The organism is Pseudoalteromonas shioyasakiensis (genome assembly GCF_019134595.1).
Classification (GTDB): Bacteria; Pseudomonadota; Gammaproteobacteria; order Enterobacterales; family Alteromonadaceae; genus Pseudoalteromonas; species Pseudoalteromonas shioyasakiensis_A.
Map to the genome: position 1 here is coordinate 241,382 of NZ_CP077771.1, position 25,410 is coordinate 266,791.

Annotated in this window: 24 protein-coding genes and 2 pseudogenes; 18 read left to right on the forward strand and 8 right to left on the reverse strand. The window is 40.0% G+C overall.

Annotated features, from left to right (window positions below; all coding sequences use genetic code 11):
• Positions 1-213: 213 nt before the first annotated feature.
• Positions 214-1,512: a methyl-accepting chemotaxis protein gene (locus KQP93_RS18580; RefSeq protein ID WP_217877307.1), complete on the reverse strand. Its 1,299-nt coding sequence runs from the start codon at positions 1,510-1,512 to the stop codon at positions 214-216.
• Positions 1,513-1,960: 448 nt separating this feature from the next.
• Entirely contained in the window at positions 1,961-4,060 is a 2,100-nt protein-coding gene (locus KQP93_RS18585; RefSeq protein ID WP_217877308.1) for a TonB-dependent siderophore receptor, read from the reverse strand.
• Positions 4,061-4,268: 208 nt separating this feature from the next.
• On the opposite strand from KQP93_RS18585, the gene KQP93_RS18590 reads away from it, so the two are divergent.
• From KQP93_RS18590 to KQP93_RS18620, 7 genes are all read left to right on the forward strand, one after another.
• Entirely contained in the window at positions 4,269-5,006 is a 738-nt protein-coding gene (locus tag KQP93_RS18590) for a DUF4198 domain-containing protein (protein WP_217877309.1), read from the forward strand.
• 362 nt (positions 5,007-5,368) lie between these two features.
• Positions 5,369-5,581 carry a DUF2061 domain-containing protein gene (locus tag KQP93_RS18595; RefSeq protein WP_058584548.1) on the forward strand — a complete coding sequence of 71 codons (213 nt, stop codon included), beginning with the start codon at positions 5,369-5,371 and terminating at the stop codon, positions 5,579-5,581.
• A gap of 367 nt (positions 5,582-5,948) precedes the next feature.
• Entirely contained in the window at positions 5,949-6,161 is a 213-nt protein-coding gene (locus KQP93_RS18600) for a cold-shock protein (protein ID WP_217877310.1), read from the forward strand.
• A 153-nt stretch (positions 6,162-6,314) separates the two neighbouring features.
• Positions 6,315-6,458, forward strand: a complete 144-nt coding sequence (locus tag KQP93_RS18605; protein ID WP_217877311.1) for a hypothetical protein — start codon at positions 6,315-6,317, stop codon at positions 6,456-6,458.
• A 2-nt stretch (positions 6,459-6,460) separates the two neighbouring features.
• Positions 6,461-6,670 carry a hypothetical protein gene (locus tag KQP93_RS18610; protein WP_217877312.1) on the forward strand — a complete coding sequence of 70 codons (210 nt, stop codon included), beginning with the start codon at positions 6,461-6,463 and terminating at the stop codon, positions 6,668-6,670.
• Positions 6,671-7,137: 467 nt separating this feature from the next.
• Positions 7,138-8,181, forward strand: coding sequence for a flavin reductase family protein (locus tag KQP93_RS18615; RefSeq protein ID WP_217877313.1), 1,044 nt, complete (start codon positions 7,138-7,140; stop codon positions 8,179-8,181).
• Positions 8,178-9,239: a fatty acid desaturase family protein gene (locus KQP93_RS18620; RefSeq protein WP_217877314.1), complete on the forward strand. Its 1,062-nt coding sequence runs from the start codon at positions 8,178-8,180 to the stop codon at positions 9,237-9,239. Before KQP93_RS18615 ends, KQP93_RS18620 begins: the two co-directional genes overlap by 4 nt.
• Before the next feature lie 44 nt (positions 9,240-9,283).
• On the opposite strand, the gene KQP93_RS18625 is transcribed toward KQP93_RS18620, so the two are convergent.
• Both KQP93_RS18625 and KQP93_RS18630 read right to left on the reverse strand, forming a co-directional pair.
• Positions 9,284-9,736 carry a hypothetical protein gene (locus KQP93_RS18625; RefSeq protein ID WP_217877315.1) on the reverse strand — a complete coding sequence of 151 codons (453 nt, stop codon included), beginning with the start codon at positions 9,734-9,736 and terminating at the stop codon, positions 9,284-9,286.
• 21 nt (positions 9,737-9,757) lie between these two features.
• Positions 9,758-10,114, reverse strand: coding sequence for a winged helix-turn-helix transcriptional regulator (locus KQP93_RS18630; RefSeq protein WP_054553546.1), 357 nt, complete (start codon positions 10,112-10,114; stop codon positions 9,758-9,760).
• 127 nt (positions 10,115-10,241) lie between these two features.
• Between KQP93_RS18630 and KQP93_RS18635 the strand changes: the two genes are divergently transcribed.
• From KQP93_RS18635 to KQP93_RS18655, 6 genes and pseudogenes are all read left to right on the forward strand, one after another.
• Entirely contained in the window at positions 10,242-10,823 is a 582-nt protein-coding gene (locus KQP93_RS18635) for an NAD(P)H-dependent oxidoreductase (RefSeq protein WP_217877316.1), read from the forward strand.
• Positions 10,824-10,832: 9 nt separating this feature from the next.
• Complete coding sequence (locus KQP93_RS18640; RefSeq protein WP_217877317.1) at positions 10,833-11,381, forward strand: redoxin domain-containing protein; 549 nt, start codon at positions 10,833-10,835, stop codon at positions 11,379-11,381.
• Between the two features lie 9 nt (positions 11,382-11,390).
• The gene (locus tag KQP93_RS18645; RefSeq protein ID WP_058584543.1) at positions 11,391-11,756 is read left to right on the forward strand and encodes a hypothetical protein; all 366 of its coding nucleotides are present in this window, start codon (positions 11,391-11,393) and stop codon (positions 11,754-11,756) included.
• A gap of 12 nt (positions 11,757-11,768) precedes the next feature.
• Entirely contained in the window at positions 11,769-12,959 is a 1,191-nt protein-coding gene (locus tag KQP93_RS18650) for a low temperature requirement protein A (RefSeq protein ID WP_217877318.1), read from the forward strand.
• A 282-nt stretch (positions 12,960-13,241) separates the two neighbouring features.
• Positions 13,242-14,051 (forward strand): annotated as a pseudogene (gene dkgB, locus KQP93_RS21570) (2,5-didehydrogluconate reductase DkgB); the annotation flags it as partial.
• A 60-nt stretch (positions 14,052-14,111) separates the two neighbouring features.
• Positions 14,112-14,996 (forward strand): alcohol dehydrogenase catalytic domain-containing protein, encoded by an 885-nt coding sequence (locus KQP93_RS18655; protein ID WP_254907792.1) that lies wholly within the window; start codon positions 14,112-14,114, stop codon positions 14,994-14,996.
• A gap of 37 nt (positions 14,997-15,033) precedes the next feature.
• On the opposite strand, the gene KQP93_RS18660 is transcribed toward KQP93_RS18655, so the two are convergent.
• Positions 15,034-15,888: a DUF417 family protein gene (locus tag KQP93_RS18660; RefSeq protein WP_217877319.1), complete on the reverse strand. Its 855-nt coding sequence runs from the start codon at positions 15,886-15,888 to the stop codon at positions 15,034-15,036.
• 265 nt (positions 15,889-16,153) lie between these two features.
• Between KQP93_RS18660 and KQP93_RS18665 the strand changes: the two genes are divergently transcribed.
• The 5 genes and pseudogenes from KQP93_RS18665 (at position 16,154) to KQP93_RS18685 (ending at position 19,818) form a co-directional block, all read left to right on the forward strand.
• Positions 16,154-16,984: an AraC family transcriptional regulator gene (locus KQP93_RS18665; protein WP_217877320.1), complete on the forward strand. Its 831-nt coding sequence runs from the start codon at positions 16,154-16,156 to the stop codon at positions 16,982-16,984.
• A gap of 26 nt (positions 16,985-17,010) precedes the next feature.
• Positions 17,011-17,613: a LysE family translocator gene (locus KQP93_RS18670; protein ID WP_217877321.1), complete on the forward strand. Its 603-nt coding sequence runs from the start codon at positions 17,011-17,013 to the stop codon at positions 17,611-17,613.
• Between the two features lie 62 nt (positions 17,614-17,675).
• Positions 17,676-18,383, forward strand: a complete 708-nt coding sequence (locus KQP93_RS18675; protein WP_217877467.1) for a helix-turn-helix domain-containing protein — start codon at positions 17,676-17,678, stop codon at positions 18,381-18,383.
• A 98-nt stretch (positions 18,384-18,481) separates the two neighbouring features.
• A complete protein-coding gene (locus KQP93_RS18680; protein WP_217877322.1) occupies positions 18,482-19,408 on the forward strand; it encodes a DMT family transporter in 927 nt (308 codons plus the stop codon).
• A pseudogene (locus KQP93_RS18685) lies at positions 19,405-19,818 on the forward strand (Rrf2 family transcriptional regulator). The gene KQP93_RS18680 and the pseudogene KQP93_RS18685 overlap by 4 nt, the downstream one beginning before the upstream one ends.
• Before the next feature lie 2 nt (positions 19,819-19,820).
• Here KQP93_RS18685 and KQP93_RS18690 read toward each other — a convergent pair.
• The 3 genes from KQP93_RS18690 to KQP93_RS18700 all read right to left on the reverse strand — a co-directional run bounded on the left by KQP93_RS18690 (position 19,821) and on the right by KQP93_RS18700 (position 25,393).
• Entirely contained in the window at positions 19,821-23,129 is a 3,309-nt protein-coding gene (locus tag KQP93_RS18690; RefSeq protein ID WP_217877323.1) for a bifunctional diguanylate cyclase/phosphodiesterase, read from the reverse strand.
• A 126-nt stretch (positions 23,130-23,255) separates the two neighbouring features.
• On the reverse strand, positions 23,256-24,641 hold the full coding sequence (gene trhP, locus KQP93_RS18695) for a prephenate-dependent tRNA uridine(34) hydroxylase TrhP (RefSeq protein WP_217877324.1): 1,386 nt from the start codon (positions 24,639-24,641) through the stop codon (positions 23,256-23,258).
• A 263-nt stretch (positions 24,642-24,904) separates the two neighbouring features.
• Positions 24,905-25,393, reverse strand: a complete 489-nt coding sequence (locus KQP93_RS18700; protein ID WP_217877325.1) for a hypothetical protein — start codon at positions 25,391-25,393, stop codon at positions 24,905-24,907.
• Positions 25,394-25,410: the final 17 nt, after the last annotated feature.

Genomic DNA, 25,410 nt, shown 5'->3' on the forward strand with positions numbered 1-25,410 from the left:
TTCGTTATAAATGGTTTATGAAACAAACTACCACTGACAAGTAGATCTAAGTGAATGTTTGTATTTCCAATCCAATCATAGAGAATCGGTCTTAGCATTCAGAGTTAATTGATAACTACAAAACAAGCTGGCAGCAATACACCTAGCAAGGCTTTAACCACGCCAAATTCATAAAAGGAGTAGCACACTACTCCCTTATTCGATACCCCTTTACTAAAGGTTAGTTTTAAATTGACTAACGGCCTCAACCACTTCTTTAGCACCTTTTTGAATATCATCGATTACACTACCTGCGCTATTAGATAACTCTAATGCATCTTTTGCTTCTACTAGGCTAGATTCAATTTGAGTTACCGCATCTTGTGTTAGTACTTTATTTTCAGCCACGACACCTATTATCTGCTCAGTAGCGGCACTCGTTCTTGAAGCAAGCTGCCTTACTTCATCAGCCACAACAGAGAACCCGCGTCCTTGCTCTCCTGCTCTTGCTGCTTCTATTGCAGCATTGAGAGCAAGTAGATTAGTTTGGTCTGCAATACCTTTAATACTATCAACCAGTTGAGCTACTTTAGCCGACTGTACATCTAATTTATTGATACCTTCACTGGCTGTTTCGAGTTTCTTCGAGAGGGCTTTCATTGTTGATATTGTTTGCTTAACAACTTCTAAACCGTTTTCTGCATCTGCGTCTGTTTGCTTTGAAATATCGTAAGCAATCTCTGCAGTCTGTGAGATTGCTTGCTCTCTTCTCATTTGCTCTGTAATGACAGTAGCGAACTTAGCAACTTTATATAAATCACCATTGTCGTCATGAATTGGGTTATATGAGGCTTCAAGCCATACCTCATTACCGTGGCTATCAATCCTTTTAAAGCGATCTGAAATAAAGCGCCCTTGCTTCAGCTCAGACCAAAACTGTTTATAAGCACTCGATTCAACTTCATGTGGGTCACAAAACATACTGTGGTGCTTTCCTAAAATTTGATTTTGAGAGTACCCCATAGCTTGCAAAAAGTTATCGTTAGCATTGAGTATTATGCCATCTAGGCTAAATTCAATCACAGCAGAAGAGCGACTGAGAGCTGTAAGCATATCTTCTTTCTCTCTTGATTGAGATATGGTTCTTGTCAGTTCAGCTGAATACACGGCAAGTTCGCCATTTATTGGTTGTAAAATGCTCCTGAGCCACAGTTCGCGACCTGTATTAGTTTGTAATTGTAAGGCACCGTGCCAATGGTTTAACTTATTTATTGCCGAGAGTAATTTTTGTGTGTGGGGTTTATTAATTGATTTTTTTAGGAGCAAATCATTTAGGGTTTTACCAACTAGATCATTCGCTTGAAGATCTAGCGCTGCTGCAAATCGCTCATTTACTTCAATGATGGTGCTATTTTTGTTCAGTAGAAAATACAACATCTCTTCTTTGAGCTCATGCTTTATATTTTCGTATTCAGCAGCCTGCTCTTTTAAATAAATATTTTCGGATAACAGTTTGCGATTAGTAAACCACATTAGGTGTGTTCCTTTGGATTATGCACTCAAGATTTGAGTAATTTTTATCATCATACAAATATAATTGGTTATTAATAGTACATTAAGATGAATGGGTACAAAGAGAAGTTAGAAACCATGTAAGTTAACTCTAAGCTCCAAGCATAGTTTACAAAGAGTTTATTTACTGCTGGAGGATTATAAAAGATCACTTTTCTAGTTCAGAGCCTTACATTATCGTTGGCAATACGCTTTTGCATTACCACAATAGAAAAGTATATTTGCGTACAACTCCCTCTCTTGTATTTTCAGTGTGAACTCTGTCTCTTGAGCAAAAAACCACCACCTTATAAAACAAAAAACGAACCCGAAGGTTCGTTTTACTTTAAATTCTAACAGTGTCAGCGGCGCTCTTACTCAAGAAAGTGAGTAAGAACTAAGTGCTCTAGCCTGTAGTATTTAGTCTAGTTTAAAAATTATATTTTAAGCTTACCTTATAATTTAACGGCTCACCTGGTTGAGTCCAAATTGCAGAGTATGAATTAGCGTAATAAGTTTTATCCAATACGTTATTTACAACAAACTGTAAGCTCAAATCATCATTAACATGGTAATTTGCAAATAGATTTACCAAGGTATACGAAGGTAAATAATAGGTAGGATCAATCGCTTCACCTAAACGCTCACCAACATATTGAACAGACACACCAACCGTTGAATTCGAACCGATTAAATCGCTTAGATCTCGTTTAATTTGCAGATTGGCGCTGTGCTTTGGAATATTTAGTAAAGGGCTACCTTTTGGCAAACTAACCCACCAATCGGTATTAACCGTATCTTTTGCTGTTTTGGCATCAGTATAAGTGTATGCAAGATCAAACGAAGTTTGGCTAGTAATATTACCGTGTAAGTCTAGTTCAACACCTTCACTCGTAACCTCGCCTAGAGCCCTAGATACACCTGCTTGTAAGTCTGTGGTTAGCATGTTGCTCTTTTGCGCATTAAATACTGTAAAGCTACCACTGACAATGTCGGTATTAAACTTAACTCCAGCTTCAATAGAGGTTGTTTCTTCAGGCTCAAATGCTTCTCCATCAGCATCGAAACCGCTATTAGGTCTAAACCCTTCAGAGTAACTGCTATAAAATTGTAGATCATCAGAATGAGCATACACTAAACCTGCTCGAGGGCTGAATGTGCTTTTGTCAGCCTCTGAACGGGTTACGTTTTTATGGTTATCAATTTTTTGATCAAACCAATCGTAACGACCCCCAATTTGCATTTTCCATTTTTCAGTGATGTCGACTTGGTCTTGAATATAAATACCATAGCTATTCTGTACTTCTGTGGTGTCGAATAACAGTGAACCTTCAGGCGCCGTTTTACCGTATTCAGGCTCATACATATTTATAGCGTAACTCGTGTCATCAAGAGTCGGGCGATATCTGTACCAAACCTTATCAAAATCAAACTTACTGGCATCAACACCAATTAAAAGATGATGAGTGAAACCAGCAGCTTTTATACTACCGCTAAGCTCTGTACGTGCAGACATATAGTTAGTTTGAAAGTCACGCTGATTATGTTGTCTGCTCAGTGTCACGCCATCAATAAAATAAACTTGTCGGCTTGGAGCAAGCTCAGCATCACTTGATTCACTCAAAAACTCTGAATCGCTATAACTAATACCTGTTAGAAGCGACCATTCTCCTAATTGATGCTCAAGAGTAAGCTGATGAGAAATAGCCTTAACTTTTGTAGGTTTATCACTTGGCTCACCTAAAAAAGTTTCAATGGGTAGCGCATCAATTTTACCATCTACAGCAACAATACCTCGATCGAAAGTTAAACTTTGATCAACGTACTCTAGCTCGTAATTCAACTTAGTTTTATCTGAAATAAGCCATAAAATTGAAGGCGTTAATACCGTTTTTTCCGATTCATGATAATCTCTAAAACCTTCACTATCTTCCACAGCACCATTAATTCTAAAGGCCACTTGGTCCGTAATTGCGTTAGTATAGTCGCCTTCTGCGCGATAACTTTGCCAGCTACCCGCTGTCACTTTTACATAGCCTTGTTGTTCAAACTGCGGTTTCTTTGTAATGATATTAATGGTACCGCCAGGCTCAGAGCGTCCATAGAGTGCAGAGCCAGTTCCTTTCATGATTTCTACATAATCAATATTACTCGTATCACGAACACCGCTAAAGCTACGTCCAGACGAGAAACCGTTAATTAAAAAACCTGATGGAATATTCTCATCGCCCACTAAACCACGTATTGCGAAGCTTTCCCATAAACCACCAAAGTCATTTTGTTCTGAAATACTTGGGGTTAAATCGAAAATGTCACTTAAGGTGGTTACACCAGCCTCATTAAGTGTGTCTGATGAAATAAATTCGACAGATTGTGGCTGCTCATTTAAAGGAACATCCCCACGAAAAGCTTGTCTTACACCCGACACAGATATTTTTTCTATGTCTGATGGCTCTGTAGTGGCATATACGGAAGATGTAAAAATTGCGCTAATCATGATTGAAAGGGCTGATTTTTGGTATCTGTTCATTCTATCTCTCAGGTATGAATTGTACTTATTCAATAAAGCTTGTAGTTATTAGGTAAGGGCTTACATTATCAATTACACGCACATGCAATTAATAATACTTATCATTTACAATATGATATACAATTAGACAACCGAGCACTAGCCTCGCAAACAACAGAAATTAAAAAACTTAAATCAACGCTCAATTTATAAACACTTAGAGAAAAAAATGAACAAAGTTACTTTAGCCTGCATTACATTAGCTATATCAATTTCCAGCATTTACAGCGCAAAAACACAAGCGCATGCAATTTGGTTTGCTGAGCGCTCATCACAACTAGCACTGATATATGGTGAAGGTGCACAAGATTTAGACACCGTTAAGCGCCAAGACAAAGTTAAAACAGTTACTGGCTATAACAAAAATTGGCAAAAACAAAGTGTAAAACTTATTGAGTCAGGGCATATGATGATACTGAGCGATAACACGGTTTATGCTGTTACAGGAATGCTCGATAACGGTTTATGGAGCAAAACTAAAGATGGTAAATGGTTTGCTAGTGGCCGTGATCAAATCCCTGATGCAGTTTTAAGCGAGCATACAAAAAAACATGCTGTACACTTACGTGGCCCGCTTACAGAAATTCCTCAACTTAAAGAACAACAGTTACAAATTATCCCAATAGGTGAGAGCTTTTCAGGTCAAAAAGGTGCATTGGTCAGTTATCGTATAATATTTGATGGTAAGGCAGTTCAAGGCGCTAAAGTGATAAATGATATTGTGAACGACCCAGATCAAAAGCCTCTGATAAGCAATCATGAAGGCGTAGTAACATTGCCACTACGTAATCAAGGTTTAAACGTAGTTGCCGCTATATATGATGAAAAAAGTACCAATCTCGCTGTATTTGATAAGACCGAGCACTTAGCAACACTTTCATTTGTTTTACCCCATGCTGCAGAGTAGTTTTTAATTAGCTACTTATATTCAAGCAAAACTTTGTGGGCCTAGACTTACAATAAGTCTAAGCCCTCATGCACTTTTAATGGCCCTTTAAATAAATGAGTAGCACGCTACTCCCTCATTGCATTCAAGCCTCGCCAAGTATAGTTAAAAACAGCACATTTAATTATTACAGTAGAAAGCATGTTTACGAACAGCTCTAAACTTCTATGTTAAGGTGCACATTTTAACTTGAAAATTCACAAGCAAAACCGAGCACCACCATTCCATTAAATCAATCGCTACAATCCTTTTATTCCATTTTAAAGATTGAAAATAATGAGCAATACTAAACTCATCAAATTATGAGAGTTAGGGTATTCGAAATGATTAAGACAGTTACTTTTGCAATGATGCACTTCGCAATCGCTTTTACAGTGACTTACTTTTTAACCGGTAGTTTTTTAATTGGCGGCTTGGTTGCTATTGTTGAGCCAGCTGTGAACACTGTTGCGTTTTACTTCCACGAAAAAGTGTGGCGTAAAGTTGAGAGTCAGAATCGCTTTAAACAAGATTCAGATGGGATAATGTTTGCTTAACTATTAATAAGGGGAAAGTTAAGCATTTAACAAATTTCGCATTCACATTCTGTTTAGTGAACTAAAAAGCACGCACCTTACTTTTTAAATTTTGACTAGCATTATTGATAGCTCAAATAAACTTTAAAAACAGCCTTTCTCACTGTTTTAATTAAACAAATAAAAAATAAAATATATTCATATCTATTATTAAAATATAGTGTATAGTTTCTGCAGCTCAAATAGCGAGCTATTAATGAAAATATTTAGTACAAGTTCATCTCAGTTTCTTTTCGAATCTATTCGTCATATATGCCCTGCGACTCTTTTTCCTTCATTTCCGATTTAGTAGCTAGAAATTAAAATTTATAAATATATCGAGGTATATATGTCTAACAAGACAACTGGTTCAGTAAAGTTCTTTAACGAAGCTAAAGGCTTTGGCTTTATCTCTCCTGACAATGGCAGTCAAGATGTTTTTGTTCATTTCAAATCAATTGAAGTTGATGGATTCAAAACTTTGCAAGAAGGGCAAAAAGTAGCTTTCAATATAGAGAAAGGGACTAAAGGTCCACAAGCAAACAACGTCACACTAGGCTAAGCAGCAACTAAAGAGGTATGGCAAAACTGTATCTCTTTATTTTCATCACTACTATTCATTTAGTTCCAGTTCTTAATTGAGAAAATCCAAACTCTCTCTTTTAAATTAATAGTTAATTGAGAATGGGAAAACACGAAGAGCATCGGGAGTTCAATGAAGAAGAAAATCAAAAAATCAAACCGCGTTGATGACATGAACAACCAAAATGGCATCAAGTATAAAGATATTCACTCGATTAGGCGAAAAATTGAAGACATTCTAATTGAACGTGAACGTTTAAAATTACTGGAATTGTAAAAATGAAAAAATCAAGAAAACCACAGAAAAGTACAAAAAGAATTAAAAAAAGTAATTTCGAAGAAAAACTAGAACAAGTTGTTAGCGAATACCGCAAAGAAAAAGAATTTTTAGATACTTTGGTAGAAGACAGTATTGAGTTTAATCAGCAAAAGATAAAATGCGACTCTCTATACTCAAAAGCAGAAAGATTTATTAATAAACAAAGTTAATCCTTATGGTTTAAAACCTCCTACCAAAATCAAAAACCTATTATATAAAAAACAATTTAAAACATTCATAAAGTTCATTAATGCATCAAAAAAATTATGGCTCTGTTATTGAAGCCATCCCCCCTATTCAATCAATTTCAGCAAACAAACTCTGTGTAGTTTTCAGAGATAGAAGAAACCTAAAACGTGTCAATTTCAAAAATTCAATAGAAAAACACGCTTTTATTTCTTGGTTAATAAAAATATAACCAAGCAGATATGTAAAAACCGAGCATATCCATATTCCCAATACAAACAATCATAGACTTACCGATACTGAGCTCTATCGAGGCTAAGTTAAGTTAGTCAAATACTCGATAATGATCACCTTTTATTAGAGCAAACACTCAAATTACACTTGCAATTATCACTTTTCAGCTTACACTTGTGCGCTAATTGAGCGCACACTTGTAAGCTAAAGACGAAAAATGAGAGCGTTATTAAATTCATTATCAAAACATTTATTGCATCATCAGTCATGGTCAGGGTACTGGGAGCCTGTGGTTCAGTGCTTTAAACCAGGCTGGCGCGAAGGCTACTTTCGTGCACAAGTAAAACATGTACAGGTGTTTTCTGAACAAAGCGTTGAGCTGGTTATTGAGCCAGAAAAAGCATGGCCAGTTCATCAAGCAGGCCAGCACATTGCGTTAACAATCCAAACGAATGGGCGACTACTAACGCGGGTGTTTACCATCGCAAGCGAACCACAATTGGCAAGGCAGCAGCGACAAATTCGTTTATTGATCCGCAGCCAAGAGTTCGGCGCATTTACATCAAAGTTAACAAACTTGAGGTCTGGGCAATGGCTTAATATTTCTGAGCCTAAAGGCCAGTTTGTTATGCCAAATACCGCGCGCTCTTTAATCATGCTTGCCGGTGGCTCAGGCATTACGCCATTTATAGCCATGCTTAAATCCTTGCCGGCAGATAGTAAACACACTATAACCCTGCTTTACTATGCAAAGCCGAACAGCCACTGGCTTAAAGATGAGCTTGAGCAACTAAAGCAATCGCTGAGCAATTTTGATTACCACTTACTTGAGCGCAACAAAGATGGCGATGCGACGACATGGCTGACAACAAATGCGCATAAACACTGGTTAGTCTGCGGCCCAGCTGCTTTGTATAAGCAAGCAGCCGCTTTAGCTAAGCAATTAAATACGCCTATAGACAGTGAGCATTTCAGTGCAGTCCCTGCTGTTTTAGCAACCTCTGATAAGCACGAATTAACACTCACTCATCAGGGCAAAACATTCACTATTGATAACCAACAGACCTTACTGACCCACTTACAAGCGAATAAGCAACCGGTGACAGTTGGCTGTGGTATGGGAATTTGCCATCAATGCCAATGCGTTAAAAAGCAAGGCATCGTGCGTGATATTCGTACCGGTGAGCTCTCTGATAGCTCAGAGCAGTTAATTCAACTTTGTATTTCGCAACCAGTCAGTGACGTGGAGTTATCAGCATGAAGACAACAAAAACAGTCAATTTTGAAAAATTAGCAGCTCAACTCGATAGCGTTAAAGCAGATATAAAATCAAAACTCGGTGAGCAAGATGCGAAATATATTCGTCGCATTATTGTTTGCCAGCGAGTGTTTGAATGGAGTGGCCGAATTCTATTAATGCTAGGCTTTATTCAGCCTGTTTTATGGCTAGTGGGTGTGCTTAGTTTAGCCACAGCAAAAATCCTCGATAACATGGAAATTGGCCATAATGTGATGCATGGCCAATACGACTGGATGAATGATAAATACATAAATTCAAAGTCTTATGAGTGGGATATAGCGTGTGATGGTGCTAGCTGGAACCGCGTTCACAACTATGAGCACCACACCTATACCAATATTATTGGTAAAGATCGCGACTTCGGCTATGGATTACTGCGCTTATCGAATGACTTTCGTTGGCGGGTAAAAAACCTGTGGCAATTTGTCACTTACCTATTACTCAGTGTGCTGTTCCAATGGGGGGTGTCGTACCATGAAATGGCAGCCGAGCGGGTATTTTTTGGCAAGAAAAAAGGCGACCGCGATTATACGGTATCGCACAGCGAACTGAAAAAGCGCTTTTTTAGTAAAGGTGCACGCCAGCTAGTGAAAGACTACCTGCTCTTTCCATTGCTTGCTGGGCCTTTATTCTTGTGGGTTTTAACGGGCAACCTTGCCGCTAATTTATTACGTAACCTGTGGACCTCAACCATTATCTTTTGCGGGCACTTTACCGGTGAAGTTGAAACATTTAACCAGCAAGACTGCGAAAATGAATCACAAGGTCAGTGGTATTACCGCCAAGCGTTGGGCTCATCAAATATCAAAGGGGGTAACCTGTTTCATGTAATGACTGGGCACTTGAGCTATCAAATAGAGCATCACTTATTCCCAGATTTACCTGCAAAACGCTACCGCGAAATTGCCCCTAAGGTGCAAGCTATCTTTAAAGAACACGGCATCCACTACAATACCGGCGGCTTCTTTCGCCAGTACTTTTCTGTTGTAAAACGGATTGTGCGCTACTCTTTTCCGTAATTGATGAACGCCAGTGCACAGCGCTGGCTTTTTTAAAAATAATTTTATGGCAAGGAGTTAGCTTCGAGAATCAGTTCGTTAATTTCTAACTGCAATTCATCATCTGCTGCTTGTTCCGCGAAAGTTAAAGCTGTATTGGCAAAGTTTAGGGCTTGGGCCTTATCAGCTTTCTCTAGGTAATTCTCTGCAATCGCAAAATTAATCGACGCTAAATAATCTTCTAGTTCGAGTAATATTGCTAACTCTAGCGCTTTGAAATAATAGCTAAGTGCAATTTCTGGCTTATGATAGGTAAAGTCAGCGAGCGTTTCCCATTGAAACGGATGATCAAGCGATGTGCCTGCAAACTTGTCGCAAATTTCTTTTATTTGATTGTACGCCGCCCACTCTTGTTGTTTATTGTTAGCATTAACAATATCAAGCGCAAGTTGATGAATCGCCTCATAATGAGGTGGCTTTTTAATTGATTCAACCTCGCCAAATTGTGCTTTATGCATTCCCTGCCCTCTCTAAGCTAATTAAATCTCATTCGATTCAGACCAAACCCGTAACTCATCGAGAATATGCAGTGCTGAACGGCCAAAGTCAGTTAGCTCATAGGTCACCGCTATCGGGCGCGTGCTAATAACATGACGGGTGATCATCGCTCTACTTTCAAGCTCTTTTAGACGTTGGTCGATCATCTTTTTGCTTGCACCACCCAGCATGCGCGTTAAATCATTAAAGCGCACAGGGCCATCTTTTAAATGATAGATAATAGAGCCCGTCCATTTACCGCCAATCAAACGCATGCCTTTTTCAATAGCACACGGCTCCATGCAAGCATTTAAAACTTTTTTTCTTCCCTTACTGTCTGTTTCTACTGAACTTTCCAAAACAACCTCGCATTTTTCAGCCTAGTTACAAAAAGGTGACTGGTTGATTAAATAATCTAGGTTACTATTATATACCACAGAATATATTTTGAACACGATAAAGTAATTAGCAAACGGATACTCAACTATGAAAAACGTATTAATTCTTAACGCGCATCACTATTACCCTTTTTCTGAAGGTAAGTTAAATGCTGCTTTAATCGAAAAAGCCGACGCTTTTTTTCAAGCAAAAGGCTATCAAACTCGTGTGGTTAATACACAAGACGAATTTGATGTAGAAACTGAACTTGAGAACCATCAATGGGCAGATATCGTCTTTTTGCAATCACCAATTAATTGGATGGGCATGACTTGGTCATTCAAAAAATACATGGATGAAGTGTACACAGCGGGCATGGGTGGAGCGCTTTGCCATGGTGATGGTCGCCATCAAGACAATCCAAAAGCCAATTACGGTAAAGGCGGCACCTTGACTAACACTCAATACATGATGTCGCTGACATTGAATGCGCCCGCAGAATCATTTGCAGATGCCGCTGACTTTTTTGAAGGTAAAAGTGTTGATGACCTTGTTTTCCCAATGCATATGAACTTTAAGTTTTTCGGTATGCAAGGGTTACCTACTTTCGCCTGTTATGACGTGATGAAAAATGCAGACATCGACAGCGACTTTGCGCGCTTTGAAAAACACTTAAACGAGAACTTTTAAGGAACACTCATGAGTAACGAATCTGTTTATAGCAATAAACTCCATCCGGGCAGTGCATTTCCTAGTATTAGTGCTGCACTTTTGAATGGTGAAGAGGCTGTTCTTGGTCAACCTCAACACGGTGCAAGCTGGCAGCTTGTTGTTGTTTATCGTGGTAAGCATTGCCCTTTATGTACTCGCTATTTAAACAGCCTCGAGCAGTACAAAGCTGCGCTATTAGAAACGGGTGTTGATATAATTGCTGTTTCAGGTGATAGCAAGGAGCAGTTAGAAGCGCATTTAGAGCAGTTATCTGTGTCATTTCCACTTGCTTACGGTTTGACTTCAGAGCAAATGCAAGCATTAGGTACTTACATATCTGATCCCCGTTCACCGCAAGAAACAGATCACCCTTTCGCAGAGCCTGCTCTGTTTGTGGTTAACGAGCAAGGTAATGTACATGTGGTTGATTATTCTAATAACCCATTTGTAAGACCTGATTTAGCAACCTTGGTAAGTGGGCTTAGCTGGATACGCGACCCAAAAAATAACTACCCAATTCGCGGTATGCATAAGTAGAGAGTAGCCATGAGCAAATTTACAACTTTGCTGATTGGCTTGGTGAGCATAATGATGTGCTCACCACATGCCTTTTCAGCACAACTCCCCCATGCACATATTGCTTCACCTAATCACTATGAAGTATTGCTAGATAACAGTGAAGTACTTGTTTTGCGTATGACTTTAGCACCAGGTGAGCAAGATAACTGGCACACGCATAATGCCGAAACTGTCTACTTTGAAACAGGTGGTAAGGCAACCATCAGTACAAAAGAGTCACAAACAACACTCGAGATCCCCAATGGCTATGTGATGTGGCATGACGCATGGACTCATCAAGTCAAGAATGAAGGTGAAACCACTATCACTGCAATTATTGTTGAGAGCAAATAGGTAGGAGCAATTATGGCATTAGAAAACCACCCAATGTGGCGCTTACCTAAGCATCACCTAGATTTAAAAAGTTCACACGACCATGTTCATTGGGTTGAATTATTTTATGACCTTATCCATGTGGTAATCATTTTTCTGCTAGGTAATTTTTTAAGCGACCACTTACATTTAAGTGGTTTTCTTACTTTTGCAGGTTTATTCATCACCGTATGGTTCGCCTGGGCAGACTCCAGCGTTTTTAACTCACTCTATGTCAGTACAGATGTAAAACATCGGCTGATCATGGCCTGCCAAATTGTCACCGCCATGGTTATGGCAGCCTCTATTCCCCATGTACTTGACAAAGGCTGGACATATTTTGCATTGGCCTATGCAGCTAACCGCCTTATTACAGCTTATTTATTTCATCGCACCAATCAATTAGGGGTCGAATCAACAAAATTAGCACGCAGTGTGAGCCGCAACTACTTTGCTCTTGCCATCATCTTTGCGACCACAGCTTTTATGCCTGCACCCTATCGTTATTGGGTATTTGGCACTGCGATTGCCGCTATCCAAGTTTTGTATATGGCTCCAAAAATTGGTGTACTTGAAAATAAACGTTTTTTACCACGCCTTGGGCATATGTCTGAGCGCTTTGCCCTTTTACTGCTCATTGTCGTAGGCGAAGGTTTCTTTAAATTGGTGATTACTTTATCAGAAAAAGGAATTTATAAAGTCGACCCCTCTGTAATGGCTAACTTTATGTTTGGTGGTATTGCTGTATTTGTGCAATGCTGGATTTACTTTGACTTTGTTGGCAATGGTAAACCCAAAAATCAACACAAATGGACACTCGTAAGTTGGTGGTTAGCTCACCTATTTTTAATGTTATGTGCAGTTATGGTTGGCGTTGCGCTCGCCGGCGAAGTGAAAGCTGGGTTCTGGCAACCCTACCCACTTAAATATGGTGTCATTGGCTGCGTAGGGTTAGCAGGCTACTTATTGAGTTTACTGTGGATCCAGCTAATGATCGAGCATCGTGTAGCGCATCGTTTTGCAACAGCTAAAGTAAGAATGTTTGGCGTTATACTCGCTTTGGTTACTATTCCTATTTTACCCCATGTACCTTCGCTCATTGGCAACTTACTTTGGGGCACAGCACTGATTTCACAAATTGCCTACCCAGTCACTCGCGCATACTTTACCCTTTCAAAAGAATAAGCTAATTCATAACGATTAAAACACCTTTGCAAAAACAACAAAGGTGTTTTGTTATCCCTACTATTTTTCGAAAAAGCATTCCTCGCCATAATATCGTTATTCAATCATCCCCTTTCTGGGGGTTGAAACAAACGTTAACGGACTCATCTCAGAACTAAAGGCAATGAAAAATGCCGATGTGAATAACATTGGCCTGCACGTTTGACGTAACGAATTACCATAGAATGGGCATTAAAGCACATCGGCGAACATGTTTTGCCCAAGTTCCATAATTAAGGAGTTATGATGTCACAATCAATTATGCCAAAACTGGGTTTTGGTACATTTAGATTACAAGACGAAGTTGCATATCAAAGTGTGCTAACAGCTATTGAAGAGGGCTTTAGACACATCGACACCGCGCAAATTTACGGTAACGAAGAAGCAGTTGGCCGAGCGATTAAAGACAGTGGTGTTGCACGTGGTGAGTTATTTATCACCACCAAAGTATGGAACGATAAGTTAAATAAAACAGACTTTATCAGCAGCGTAAAAGAAAGCCTGACTAAACTCCAACTAGATTACGTCGACTTACTGCTTATTCATTGGCCAAGCCCTGCCAATGGCGAAAGCATGGATGAGTACTTAACCGAGTTACAATCAGCAAAAGAGCTCGGTTTGACTAAAGAAATTGGTGTTTCAAACTTTACCATTGCACAAATGGAAGAAGCCTTAAGTATTTTGCCAAAAGGCGCGTTATTTACCAATCAAGTTGAAGTTCACCCCTACCTAACCAACCAAAAAGTACGTGATTTTTGTGCGCAAAACGACATTCTCGTTACCGGCTATATGCCATTTGCGGTAGGCAAAGTACTTAAAGATCCAACCATTAAAGCGATTGCAGACAAACACCAAGTGAGCACCGCTGAAGTGGTCATTGCTTGGGAATTAGCTCATGACATGGTGACAATACCGTCATCGACCAAACGCAAAAATATGGCTACCAACTTAAAAGCCCTTTCGCTTAGCTTAAGCCAAGACGAGATTAATCAAATTGATGCCCTTAGGTGCGGCGACAGGCAAGCCAACCCAGATTTTGCTCCTGACTGGGATCATGATGAAGTAAAAACAACTCACACTTGGCAATTTCAAGGTGCTGATAAAGCACTCGCTTTGGGATTAAAAGCTGTACCAGTACTTAAAGCAGGGCAAATTTTAGTCCGTAACCTTGCGGTTGGTATTAATCCAGTTGATTGGAAGTTTATTCAAGCAGACCCTATTAATTGGACAGATACACACACTCCAGGTGTAGATGGTGCTGGGGTTATTGAGCAAGTAGGCGATGGCGTCGATACCAAACTAATTGGTAAAACAGTCGCTTATCATCATAGCTTGAGCGAAAACGGCAGTTTTGCTAAACACACGGTGCTTTATGCTGAACGTGTTATGCAGTTACCAAAAGAGTTAGCTGCTAATGTTGCTGCTGCATTGCCTTGCCCACTGCTTACTGCGTGGCAAGCCTTTAGCAAAATACCATTACGCAAAGGCGAAAAAGTATTAGTTACCGGCATGGGGGCTGTTAATAAACTACTGACGCAAATGCTGAACCACAGTGGCTTTGAAGTTCATGCAATATCAAAGAGCCTAACGACAGAGCAAGCCAAAAAGCTTGGCGTTAAGTTAGTATTACGCGACGCACCATCTGAAGGTGGCTACTTTGCACTCTTTGATGCTAATGGCCCTGAAGAAGCTAAAAAATTAGTGCCACTTCTACAGGCAAATGGTCATGTGATCAGTATTTTAGGACGCATTGAAACACCAGTCGATGAGCCATTTACGCGCACTATTTCTTATCACGAAATTGCCCTTGGTGCATTACACGATTATGGTGATACACAGCAATGGCAACGTCTTGTAAATGATGGCGAAAAGCTCCTTAATGACATTGCTTCGGGTACTTTAAATGTTGAAGAACCTACAGACTTTGAATTTAACAATCTCAATGAAGCCCTTGAGTTTTCTAAAGTTCAAAAGCAAAAAGCCGTTGTAGTTGTTTAGTTATCATTTAAAAGGCCTCTTTTGAGGCCTTTTTATTTTATTCTGCTGTTTCTTTAGGTGTATTGTTGAATACAGCTAGATGATAAATAATCACTAAATTCGCTATAAACCACAGATCTTTAATTACAAATTGACCTAATCGCTCAAACACTGTAACGCTGCTAAGCGCATTCGGTGCGGTAATTAAAAAAGTTTGTGTCATGATAAATACCGAGCAACAGGCTAGCCCTGCAAGTAAAATAAGTTTCGCATTTCTGATATACAAGCCAACACCTAACAGCGCTACACTCAAAATATCAAATACGCCAATCGCATTTGATGCTCCTTGCACGCTAAAAACAATATACAACCAAGACATAAACGGTGAAGATTCAACAAGGCTAACAATCGCATTTGCTTCAAACGCAAAAAACTTCATGGCGCCAATCCAAACCAGCACTAATGCCACCGATGCATAATTTAAAGCAATATGCGCTTTATCACTCAAAGTATCTTTGTAAAACACAAATAAAAACAGTGGAATAACAGCAAAATACTTAATGATCCCCTGCCCCGACCCAATTACAGGAAAGCCTCCTTCACTTGCAAGCCAACGATTAGCGCCAAACAGCGTAATCAAACAAAGCATTGATATAGCGAATGCAGTGATGGTCGGAAGCGCCCTATTAATAAACCCCAAATGTGAATGAAGGCTGGTAATGCCAACAAAGCAAAATGCAAAGCCTGCGATCATACTCATGATATGAGCTGGCACCTGAGCGTCTAATTTATAGAACGAAAAAATACTGCCAATGGCATTAGGGTTTGCTCCCAAGATAAAAGACAAACCCAATAACGAAAAACTGATGGTGATAAGTGCAATCACTAAATTATTTGATGTACGTAAATTCATTTAAAACCCTCTCTACTACTTGTTTAAAAGACCTCAGTTAGGGATAAAAACATTCACACTGAATTAAAGTATAAGAAAATTCTGATAGTCATTTTTTATAAACCATTTAAAAATTATGAAAAGAATCGACACTGCTTGATTTTATTTAGGCAAAAAATAAACCTCTTTTTTTCAATATCAGCAATTTTGTTCAAGTTTTTAGGTTGCCTGCTTCGCTATATTGGCGTAGGAATAATAACGAAGCGCACAACCTTCAGGAGCATCTGTGAGCAAAGACAATCACTTTAAGTACATCAACAACGAACAGCATCAGAGCATCTCGATGTTGACTGCGACTATGAGTGATTTTACCTATGCAAAACATGCTCACGAAGAGTATTCAATTGGCATTACTCTACAGGGGCGGCAAGATTTCTTTTGTCGTAATGCGTTTTATAAAAGCGTACCTGGCAATGTCATTTTGTTTAACCCTGAAGATATTCACGATGGTCACTCTGGCACTGAGCAAAACCTAGAGTATCTAATGCTGTACATTCATCCCGATGAATTTCAGCCTTTGTTCAAAGCACTAGGGTATAAGCAAGACTGCACATTACGTATGGCAAACACCTTGTATGCTGATCCATTACTGCGTAATCAAGTGATTAACTTATCAATGCTTTTACAAACCAATAGCACCAGCAAAATAGAGCGAGAAGCTGCAGTATTGCAAATGGCACAGTCTTTAGTCAGGCTCAACGGCAGCCTTGATTTACCGACTTTAAGCACCCGAGTTGATAGCTTACTTCTGCGCGCAAAAGACTATATTTTGGCAAATATCGACAATGACATCTCTATTGATGACATTGCCCATGCCGCCACTATGTCGAAGTTTCATTTTATCCGCCGCTTTCGCGAGCACTTCGGTATTACTCCACATCAATATGTTTTGAACTGTCGTATTAATTATGCCCGTAGAGCGTTACAGGTTGGCCGCGATGCCACCAGCGTAGCGGTTGAATCTGGCTTTGCAGATGCCAGTCACCTCAATCGTAACTTCAAACGAGTATTCGGTATGACACCAAAACAATTTCAACTGCAATGGGCTCGTAGATAGAGCTAAATGACTGATTTGGAGCTGTTATGGCAGATATTTTTGCATATGCTATTGGCATTATGTACACCCCTGGGCCAATCAATTTACTCGGTTTAAGCAGTGGCTTAAATAAACAAACACGTTCACACCTTGGTTTTTTTATCGGCGTGGGTAGCGCGATGTTTATCTTATTTGTGCTGCTTGGCTACCTTGGCTTACAAGTGATCAACCCGCAGTTTTTGCCTTATGTGAGCTTAATTGGTTGCGGCTATATTTTGTATATTGCTTGGAAGGTCGCAAAAGCAAAAGTACAGGTGAGTGATACCTCAGCGGATGCCTCACTTAGCTTTTTCGATGGCCTGTTTATGCAGCTATTAAATCCAAAAGCCTTGGTGGCCACTTTGCCAATTGCTACGATTCAGTTCCCAAGCGCAGATATTACCGGCGCTGCAATCGTATTTTGGTCTCTTATTTTAGCCATACTTGCTTTTGGTGCTCCTACAAGTTACTCGTTAGCGGGCTTAATGCTTGGCAAACAAGTATCACGACCGGGTATTTTTAATGTGTTTAATAAACTGATGGCTGTTTTGTTGATTTATGTCGCGCTAATGATTGCCTACGAGCATGTGCTAACCCCGTTAATGGCCTAAAATTGATCATCCCTCGCAAACAGGCATAATAGCGTTATTCAGCAAACGGTTATCACAAAATGATGCAAGGCAATCTATCTATTCGTTCTTACAGTACTAAGCCTGTTAGTCATAGCCATGACTATCATCAACTTGTACTGCCCTTAAAAGGTGTGATAGCCATTAGTGTCGGTGATTTTCAAGGTAAAGTCGCCCCCGGTGAATGCGTGGTTGTCAAAGCCTCGCAAACACACCAGTTTACCGCAATGCCAGAGGCACGATTTGTGGTGGCCGATATGCCAAAGCTACCTGATAACCTGACTAATGCTGAGCGCTGCGTGTTTGCAATTAATCAATCACTTTGGGCATTTTTGCAGTTTGTGGCAAAGCAGCTTGAGCAAGCGGTTAATAATGAGTTAGAACTTGCCATGTTTAACACTTTCAATTTGCTGCTAGCTGAGCAAATTATGCAGCCCAAGGTCGACAGCCGAATTAGCGAGGCACTGCTTTATATTGACAGCCACTTAAGCACTCCTCTTCAAATCAAACACCTTGCCAGCATTGCCTGTTTAAGCCCAACGCAATTTAAACTGCTGTTTAAGCAACAAACCGGATTGACTGTCATGAACTATGTAACTAAACAGCGAATGGAAAAAGCCCAAGCTTTGCTGAGTCATACCGACTACCCGTTACAGCGTATTAGTGAGTTAGTTGGTTACAATGAGCTCTCATCTTTTAGCCGCAGTTTTTCAAAGTACTTTGGCCTATCACCGAGTAAATTCAACAAATAACTTTAGTTTTTAACGCCAACAAAACCGTCCTTTTTGTCAAAAACTGTGCATCGATTTTGATTATGCTTTTGATATCTTATATTTAAAGCGAATCATCAATGAACCATACTATCGCGACCATTGCCGTTTTAGTTGCCAGTGTGTTTTGGGGCACAACAGGCACAGCCGCAAGCTTTGCACCAGACATTAGCCCTTTTGCAATAGGTGCGTTTGCGATGGGGTTTGGCGGCGTATTACTTTGCCTAACCTCACTAACTCAGCTAATAAACAATGCAAGTACACTGCGTAAGCACTACAGTCTAACCCTACTTGGTTCAGCTTGTGTGGCTATTTATCCGCTGGCATTTTATACCTCTATGAATAGCGCTGGTGTGGCAATTGGCACCGTTGTTTCGATTGCCAGCGCCCCTTTATTTACCGTCTTATTAGAATACTTAATTGAGAAAAAGCCCATTGCAACCCGCTGGCTAGTCAGCTTTTGCTTTGGTGCGATTGGCATTGGCTTAATCGCGTTAGGTAAAGAGTATAACCCTGCTACTAAAGGGCTGTTTAGCCAAAACATCGGCATTTTACTTGGCTTAATTGCAGGGCTTACCTATGCGGGTTATTCATGGGTTGCCAAACGTTTAATTAGCAAGGGCGTTCATTCAAGAGCGACTATGGCAAGCTTATTTGGCGGCGCTGCGTGTGTGCTTTTGCCTTCGTTATTGATCACTGGAGATACACTTTTTGCCACAGTTACCAATACCAGCGTGGCGCTTTACATGGCCATAGTACCGATGTTTTTAGGTTATTGGCTATTTAGTATTGGCTTAAAAACCATAGCGGCTAGCCAAGCCGTGCTCATTACTTTACTTGAGCCTATCATCGCCACCATACTGGCTATAGTGGTTTTAAATGAGCAATTTCAGCAAATTGGCTGGCTTGGAATTGGCTTAGTGAGCGTTAGTTTGGTCATTCAAACGGTCAATATTAAGCAGTTCGTGAATACACTGCAAAAAACGCATATTGACGATTTAAGATGAGAAAAGACAGCCGACTATCACGGGTTTTACATGTACTGATCCATTTAAACAGTTAAAGTCACCCTGTCACATCAGAGACATTAGCAAACATGTTTATGACCAACCCTGTGGTCGTGCGCCGTACAATGGCGTTACTGCGTCAAGCGGGTTATGTATCGGCAATAAAAGGTCACAATGGCGGCTTGCTACTGGCTACTCCCTTAACAGACATCACCTTATTTGATATTCACCAATCGCTTGGCGAAAAGAGCCTTTTTGTAATTGGTCTAACCGATGAGCACAGCAACTGCCCTATCGAACATACAGTTAACAGCGCCCTGCAAAACGCAATGGATGATGCAGAAGCACTGTTATTAAAACGTTTTGCTGAAGTGTCGCTTGCAGAGCTTGCCAGTCAATTTAGAAAGTAGGCTTACCTTGAAAAACTTGGTGACTTCACAAACTCATACAACACTGTAATTGGCAGGGGTTTACTGAAGTAATAGCCTTGTACTTGAGAACACTCAAGCTCTTTAAGTATGTTCAGCTGCTGCTCGCTTTCAACGCCTTCAGCAATTGACTCCATATTTAACGCACTGGCTAAATCAATCATAGCTTTAACAATTGCTTTGTCAGCCTCACTAGGGTTTTCTAAATCATCAATAAATGATTTGTCGATTTTTAGCTTATCGAGAGCAAAGTCTTTTAAGTAATTCATTGATGAGTAGCCTGTGCCAAAGTCATCAATCGACATTTTAAAACCGGCTTCACGCAGTTTTGTAATCGTACTTAAAGCAAACTGAGGGTTACCAATGGCAATAGTTTCCGTTAATTCAAGTTCAATACATTCAGGCTCAATAGAGTAAGTTTGTAATACAGAGATTAAATCGCCAAGCAGCTGCTTTTTAACAAACTTCGTTGCAGATAAATTTATTGCAAAGGTCATTGCTGGCATGTTGTCGTCTTGCCACTGGCGAATTGTTTTAACGGTATTTTCAAATACCCAGTCATCAATTTCGCTAATGCGGCCACTGCTTTCAGCAATGGGAATAAACTCAGCAGGTGATACATTGCCTAATGTTTCGCTGTGCCAACGTAATAATACTTCAACAGCCACCACAGCGCCTGATGCAATATCTATTTGTGGTTGAAAGACTAAATAAAGCTCATTATTTTCAAGGGCATAATTAAGGGCATTGATGATTTGTAATTGCCTAAGCCCAGATTTATTCATTTCTTCGGCGTAGAATAACGCATTGTTTCTACCCTGCCGTTTAACCTCAAACATCGCTGACTCGGCCATCTGCAATAGCAGCTCAAACTCTTTACCATCAATTGGAAACAGGGAAACCCCGACCGATGCTGTAACAACAATGAGTTCATCATTAATTGTCAGCGGCTCACTGATCACTTTTAATAAATCGTGAGTACTTTTATTTATAGCGCCAGTGGAAGTATAAGGCGTGATAAATGCAAAGCGGTCGCCTTGTAGTCGTGCAACCATAATCTGCTCACCCATAAAGTTACAAATTCGCGCACTCAAGCTTTGTAATACAAGGTTGCAACTTGCCATACCCAATGCTTTATTGAGAATTTTAAAGTTGTCTAAACCAATTAAAATAAAGGCTACTTTTGCATCAGCTTGAAGCTTAATGGTTTGCTCAAACTCCATCTGCAACTTGTCTTGGTTTGCAAGCCCCGTTAGCTGATCAAAATAAGAAAGTTGATGTATAAGGGTTTCACTTTCGACTTCTTTGGTCACATCATGCTGAAACGAAATGTAGTTACTCACCTTCCCGTGCTGATCCTTTAATGGGTAAATGGTAGTTTGCTCAACAATCACTTTACCGTGCTTGGTCATGTTAACCAAAGCACCCACCCAGGCTTGTCGATTTTTTAAGTGCTCCCACATTGCTTGATAAACAGCTAGCTCAGTTTGACCGGCACTGATTTTATGCGGGCTCTGACCTATTAGCTCATCATACTCGTACTGACACATATCGAGGTAAGCGCGATTCATATACTCAATTTTTGCATCTGTATTGGTAAACATAATGGGGTGTGGATTTTGCTCAACCGCTTGAGACAATATGTGCATGCGTTTGTTTAGATTAATTTTATGAAACCATTGCCACACTGACTCAGCCCAAACCGTTAGCATGTTTTTATCTTGCACACTAAACACCTTGGTTTGATGCTGCAAAATAATGGCCATATGGCATTGACTATGGCGTATCACTGGCACCACTAACAATGAGTTAGAATCACTTGGTAACCCGTATTCTTTCGCATGTTTTCGGTTAACAATGACAGCTTGCCCACCCGCTATTTTGCCTTGTAACTTTTCAGTGCACACATCAAAAACATTACCTTTCTGGGCTCGATAATCATGTTGCTTTTGTTCGTTACAAATAAACAAGGCTGCGCCATCGCAATTGGTAATTTCGAGGGCTTGGTTTACAGCATAATTCAACAACACATCTTGATCGTCTTGAAACGAAATTTCGGTTAGCTGTAATAAACCCCGATTAAATTTACTTTGCTGAGCAAGTGCCGCCATACGCCCAACTTTATCTGACACATCGCGGGCGTTCACTAAATACGTTGGGCCATCATTATCGTGTTCGAACAAGGTAATCGAAAATTCAAAATGAATAACCCAACCATTTACCTTTATAGGTAGAGTATTAACCAAACAAACAGCTGATTTTTTTGCCTCCATAAGTGTGCGTATAAAATCTTGCGCATCTGATTTCGCAAACATGCTACTAATATTTTGCCCAACCATCGCTTTAGTAAACACATGGCTATCAGAGTTATCACTGAATACTTCACGAAAGGTACCGTCTTTTTCAAGCTCAAAAACAGAGTCTGGCAGTGCGGTAAGTGTTGCTTTTAGCTGATTAGAGGAATTATCTAGTGCTGCATACGGTTTGGTGACGGTTTCAACAAAAAGGATTTTATACAGTAAAAAGTAGGTGAGCCCTTTATAAACATGCCCAAAAAAATTAAAGGTGTTGGTGGTGTGTGATGCATCATTAAACACCACAAAACAGGCCTCACTTAAAATAGCTAATAGGCAAACTAATGTTTTACCTGCAATATTTATATTTTTTCTGGGCTTACGAAGTTGTGTCGCAAACATCAAAACAGCAGCACCGTAAAGCGCTAAAACGAGTAACTCAATTAAAAACTTAATATAGCTACCGCCTACTCCTTCGATGTATATGTTCGGCAGTAAATCAGGAAAGTAAAAGAGTGTGCTTGCTATGAGCAAACTACAAAGCAACAAAGAGGTAAGTAAGGCGCGCGCATTTAACGGTTTATATTTAAGCCAAATCCCTGCTGCAATAATTAAAAAAGCAGCTCCATTAAACAACCGAGCAATGAGCCAAAAACTTAATACCAAGTTCATGTCTGCATTGCCTTCATGCATGCTGTCATAAGCTAAAAAGTGTAATGAATCAAAAATAGCAACGCACAACATGGTGCAAGACAGTAGTAATAGTTTGAAGTTATTGGTGAAGTGCCATGTATTCCAACCAATCGCAAATATTAAAAACGAGATCACAACTGAAAATAATTCGACGCTCGTATGCATTGCTACATAAAAAGGAATAGCAGCAATAAGGCCTAATCGCTCGAGTAGCAAAACAACAGCCAGCAACAATACCCCTACCGCAACATAAGGTACTGTGTGTAAAAGCTCTTTTTTATGTGATGGATGAACAACGTATTTCACTATAGTTTTTGACTATGTTTAATTAATACCCTTAGAAAAAAGGATAGTAAAAATAACTAGTAACGACAGTGAAATACCAAAAAAAGATGAGAGCAATGCGCTAAGTATGACTTAGCGCATCTTCTATTAAGCTTTATTGAATGGATTACGGGTATCTTGGTCGGCATCGAGATTACGCATCAAAATTGCGTGATCTAAATCGATATCTTCTGGCAGAGGAATTTTAACAATATGGCCTGAACCTTTTGCATCGCTAATGGCTTCGCCTTTTTTGTTTTCCATAAAATCTAGCTTGAAGTTGATATTTCCTTTTGGCGTCATAAGCTCAAGTGAATGACCAGTACAGAACTTATTTTTAACATCAATTTCAACTAAGCCATTATCGTTGCGGCCTAATACTTCACCCACAAACTGCTGTTTGTCTGACACCGAATGACCGTACTCATAGTTTTGATAGTCTTGATGTGCATGGCGCTTTAAGAACCCTTCGGTATAGCCGCGGTGCGCTAAGTTTTCGAGGGTTTTAAATAAGTTTGCGTCAAATGGACGTCCAGCAACGGCATCATCAATGGCTTTACGATACACTTGTGCAGTACGAGCAACATAGTAGAAAGACTTAGTACGGCCTTCAATTTTTAAACTATGCACGCCCATTTTCGTTAGTTGATCAACATATTGAACAGCACGTAAATCTTTTGAGTTCATTATGTAAGTGCCATGCTCGTCTTCAAAAGCAGGCATGTATTCACCAGGGCGACCCTGCTCTTCAAGCATAAACACTTCATTACTTGGTGCACCATCACCTAGGGTTGGGATCACCGCTTTAGGGTCGATTTTATGCACCATTTCGCCGGTTTCATTTTCAGTGCCTGGTTTCACATCATAGTTCCAACGACATGCATTAGTGCACGTTCCTTGGTTTGGATCGCGTTTATTAATATAACCCGATAACAAACAACGGCCAGAATATGCCATGCAAAGTGCACCGTGAACAAATACTTCAAGCTCTGTATTTGGGCATAGTTCACGAATTTCAGCGATTTCTTCAAGCGACAATTCGCGCGATAAAATGACTCGTTCAATCCCCTGCTGAGCCCAAAAGTTCACTGTGGCATAGTTCACCGCATTGGCCTGCACAGATAAGTGAATCGGCATGTCTGGCCATTTTTCACGCACTAACATGATAAGCCCAGGATCAGACATGATCAGCGCATCTGGCTGCATCTCTATGACAGGCTCAATATCGCGTAAGTACGATTTTACCTTGGCATTATGAGGAGCGATGTTTGACACCACATATAATTTTTTATTTTGCTCATGGGCTTCGTTGATACCGATTTGCAGGTTATCGAGGTCAAACTCATTGTTACGAACACGAAGGCTATAACGAGGCTGGCCAGCGTAAACGGCATCTGCACCATAGGCAAAGGCATAACGCATATTCTTTAAACTACCCGCAGGTGATAACAACTCAGGCGTAAAAGGACGAGGGGTCAAAATAGGTGACGACATGAAAGCTCCACACATCGAACCGAGTACAAGTCGGTTGCATGAATTAATACGATAATGAAGCGCGGCAGTATAATAACCTGCTCAGTAATTTTATTGATCTAGATCATGATTGGTGAAAACTCAGCAAACAAGCTGTGAGCCTATAAAAAGAAAAAAGGTGACCAATCCTATGGCCACCTTTTTAGATCAAACTCAATTAACTATCCAGGGTAATTGGTTTGGATTTGCTAATGTTAACAGCAAAGCCCTTAACATTGATATTTTTATACGCCAGTTAAGCGTTCTCGGCGTTTTTTCCACAATAAGAACTGATAACCAAGTAGGCCATCGGCCTGAATATTGATCCGCCCACCTGCGGCTTTTATCACTTGCAATTGCTTTGGCTTATCGTCGAATTCAAATTTGAATTTATATGACGTCAGTGTTTGCTTAATCAAACTAATGGCAAGCTCGTGCTCTTTTGCAGCCTGAATGGTGACCATTTCATCCTGATTAAAGCGGTACTTAATTTGTTTATTTGTTGCGATTAGTTTCGGCATCAAATTAGCGATATGTTCATTCCAGTGCGCAGACTTTTTTGCGTATTCCATTGAAGCTGCCTCATCTAGCTCCCATGTAGTCAAAAGTTCTTCAGGAACACTCAACCCATTATTGATTGAGCTTGCAGCCTGATGGGTTTGGGCACTAGCTTGATAAAAGGTGAGGTTGAAAACCAACAAAACAATTGCATTAAATGTTATTTTTTTAAACATGAAGACTCTCTAATACG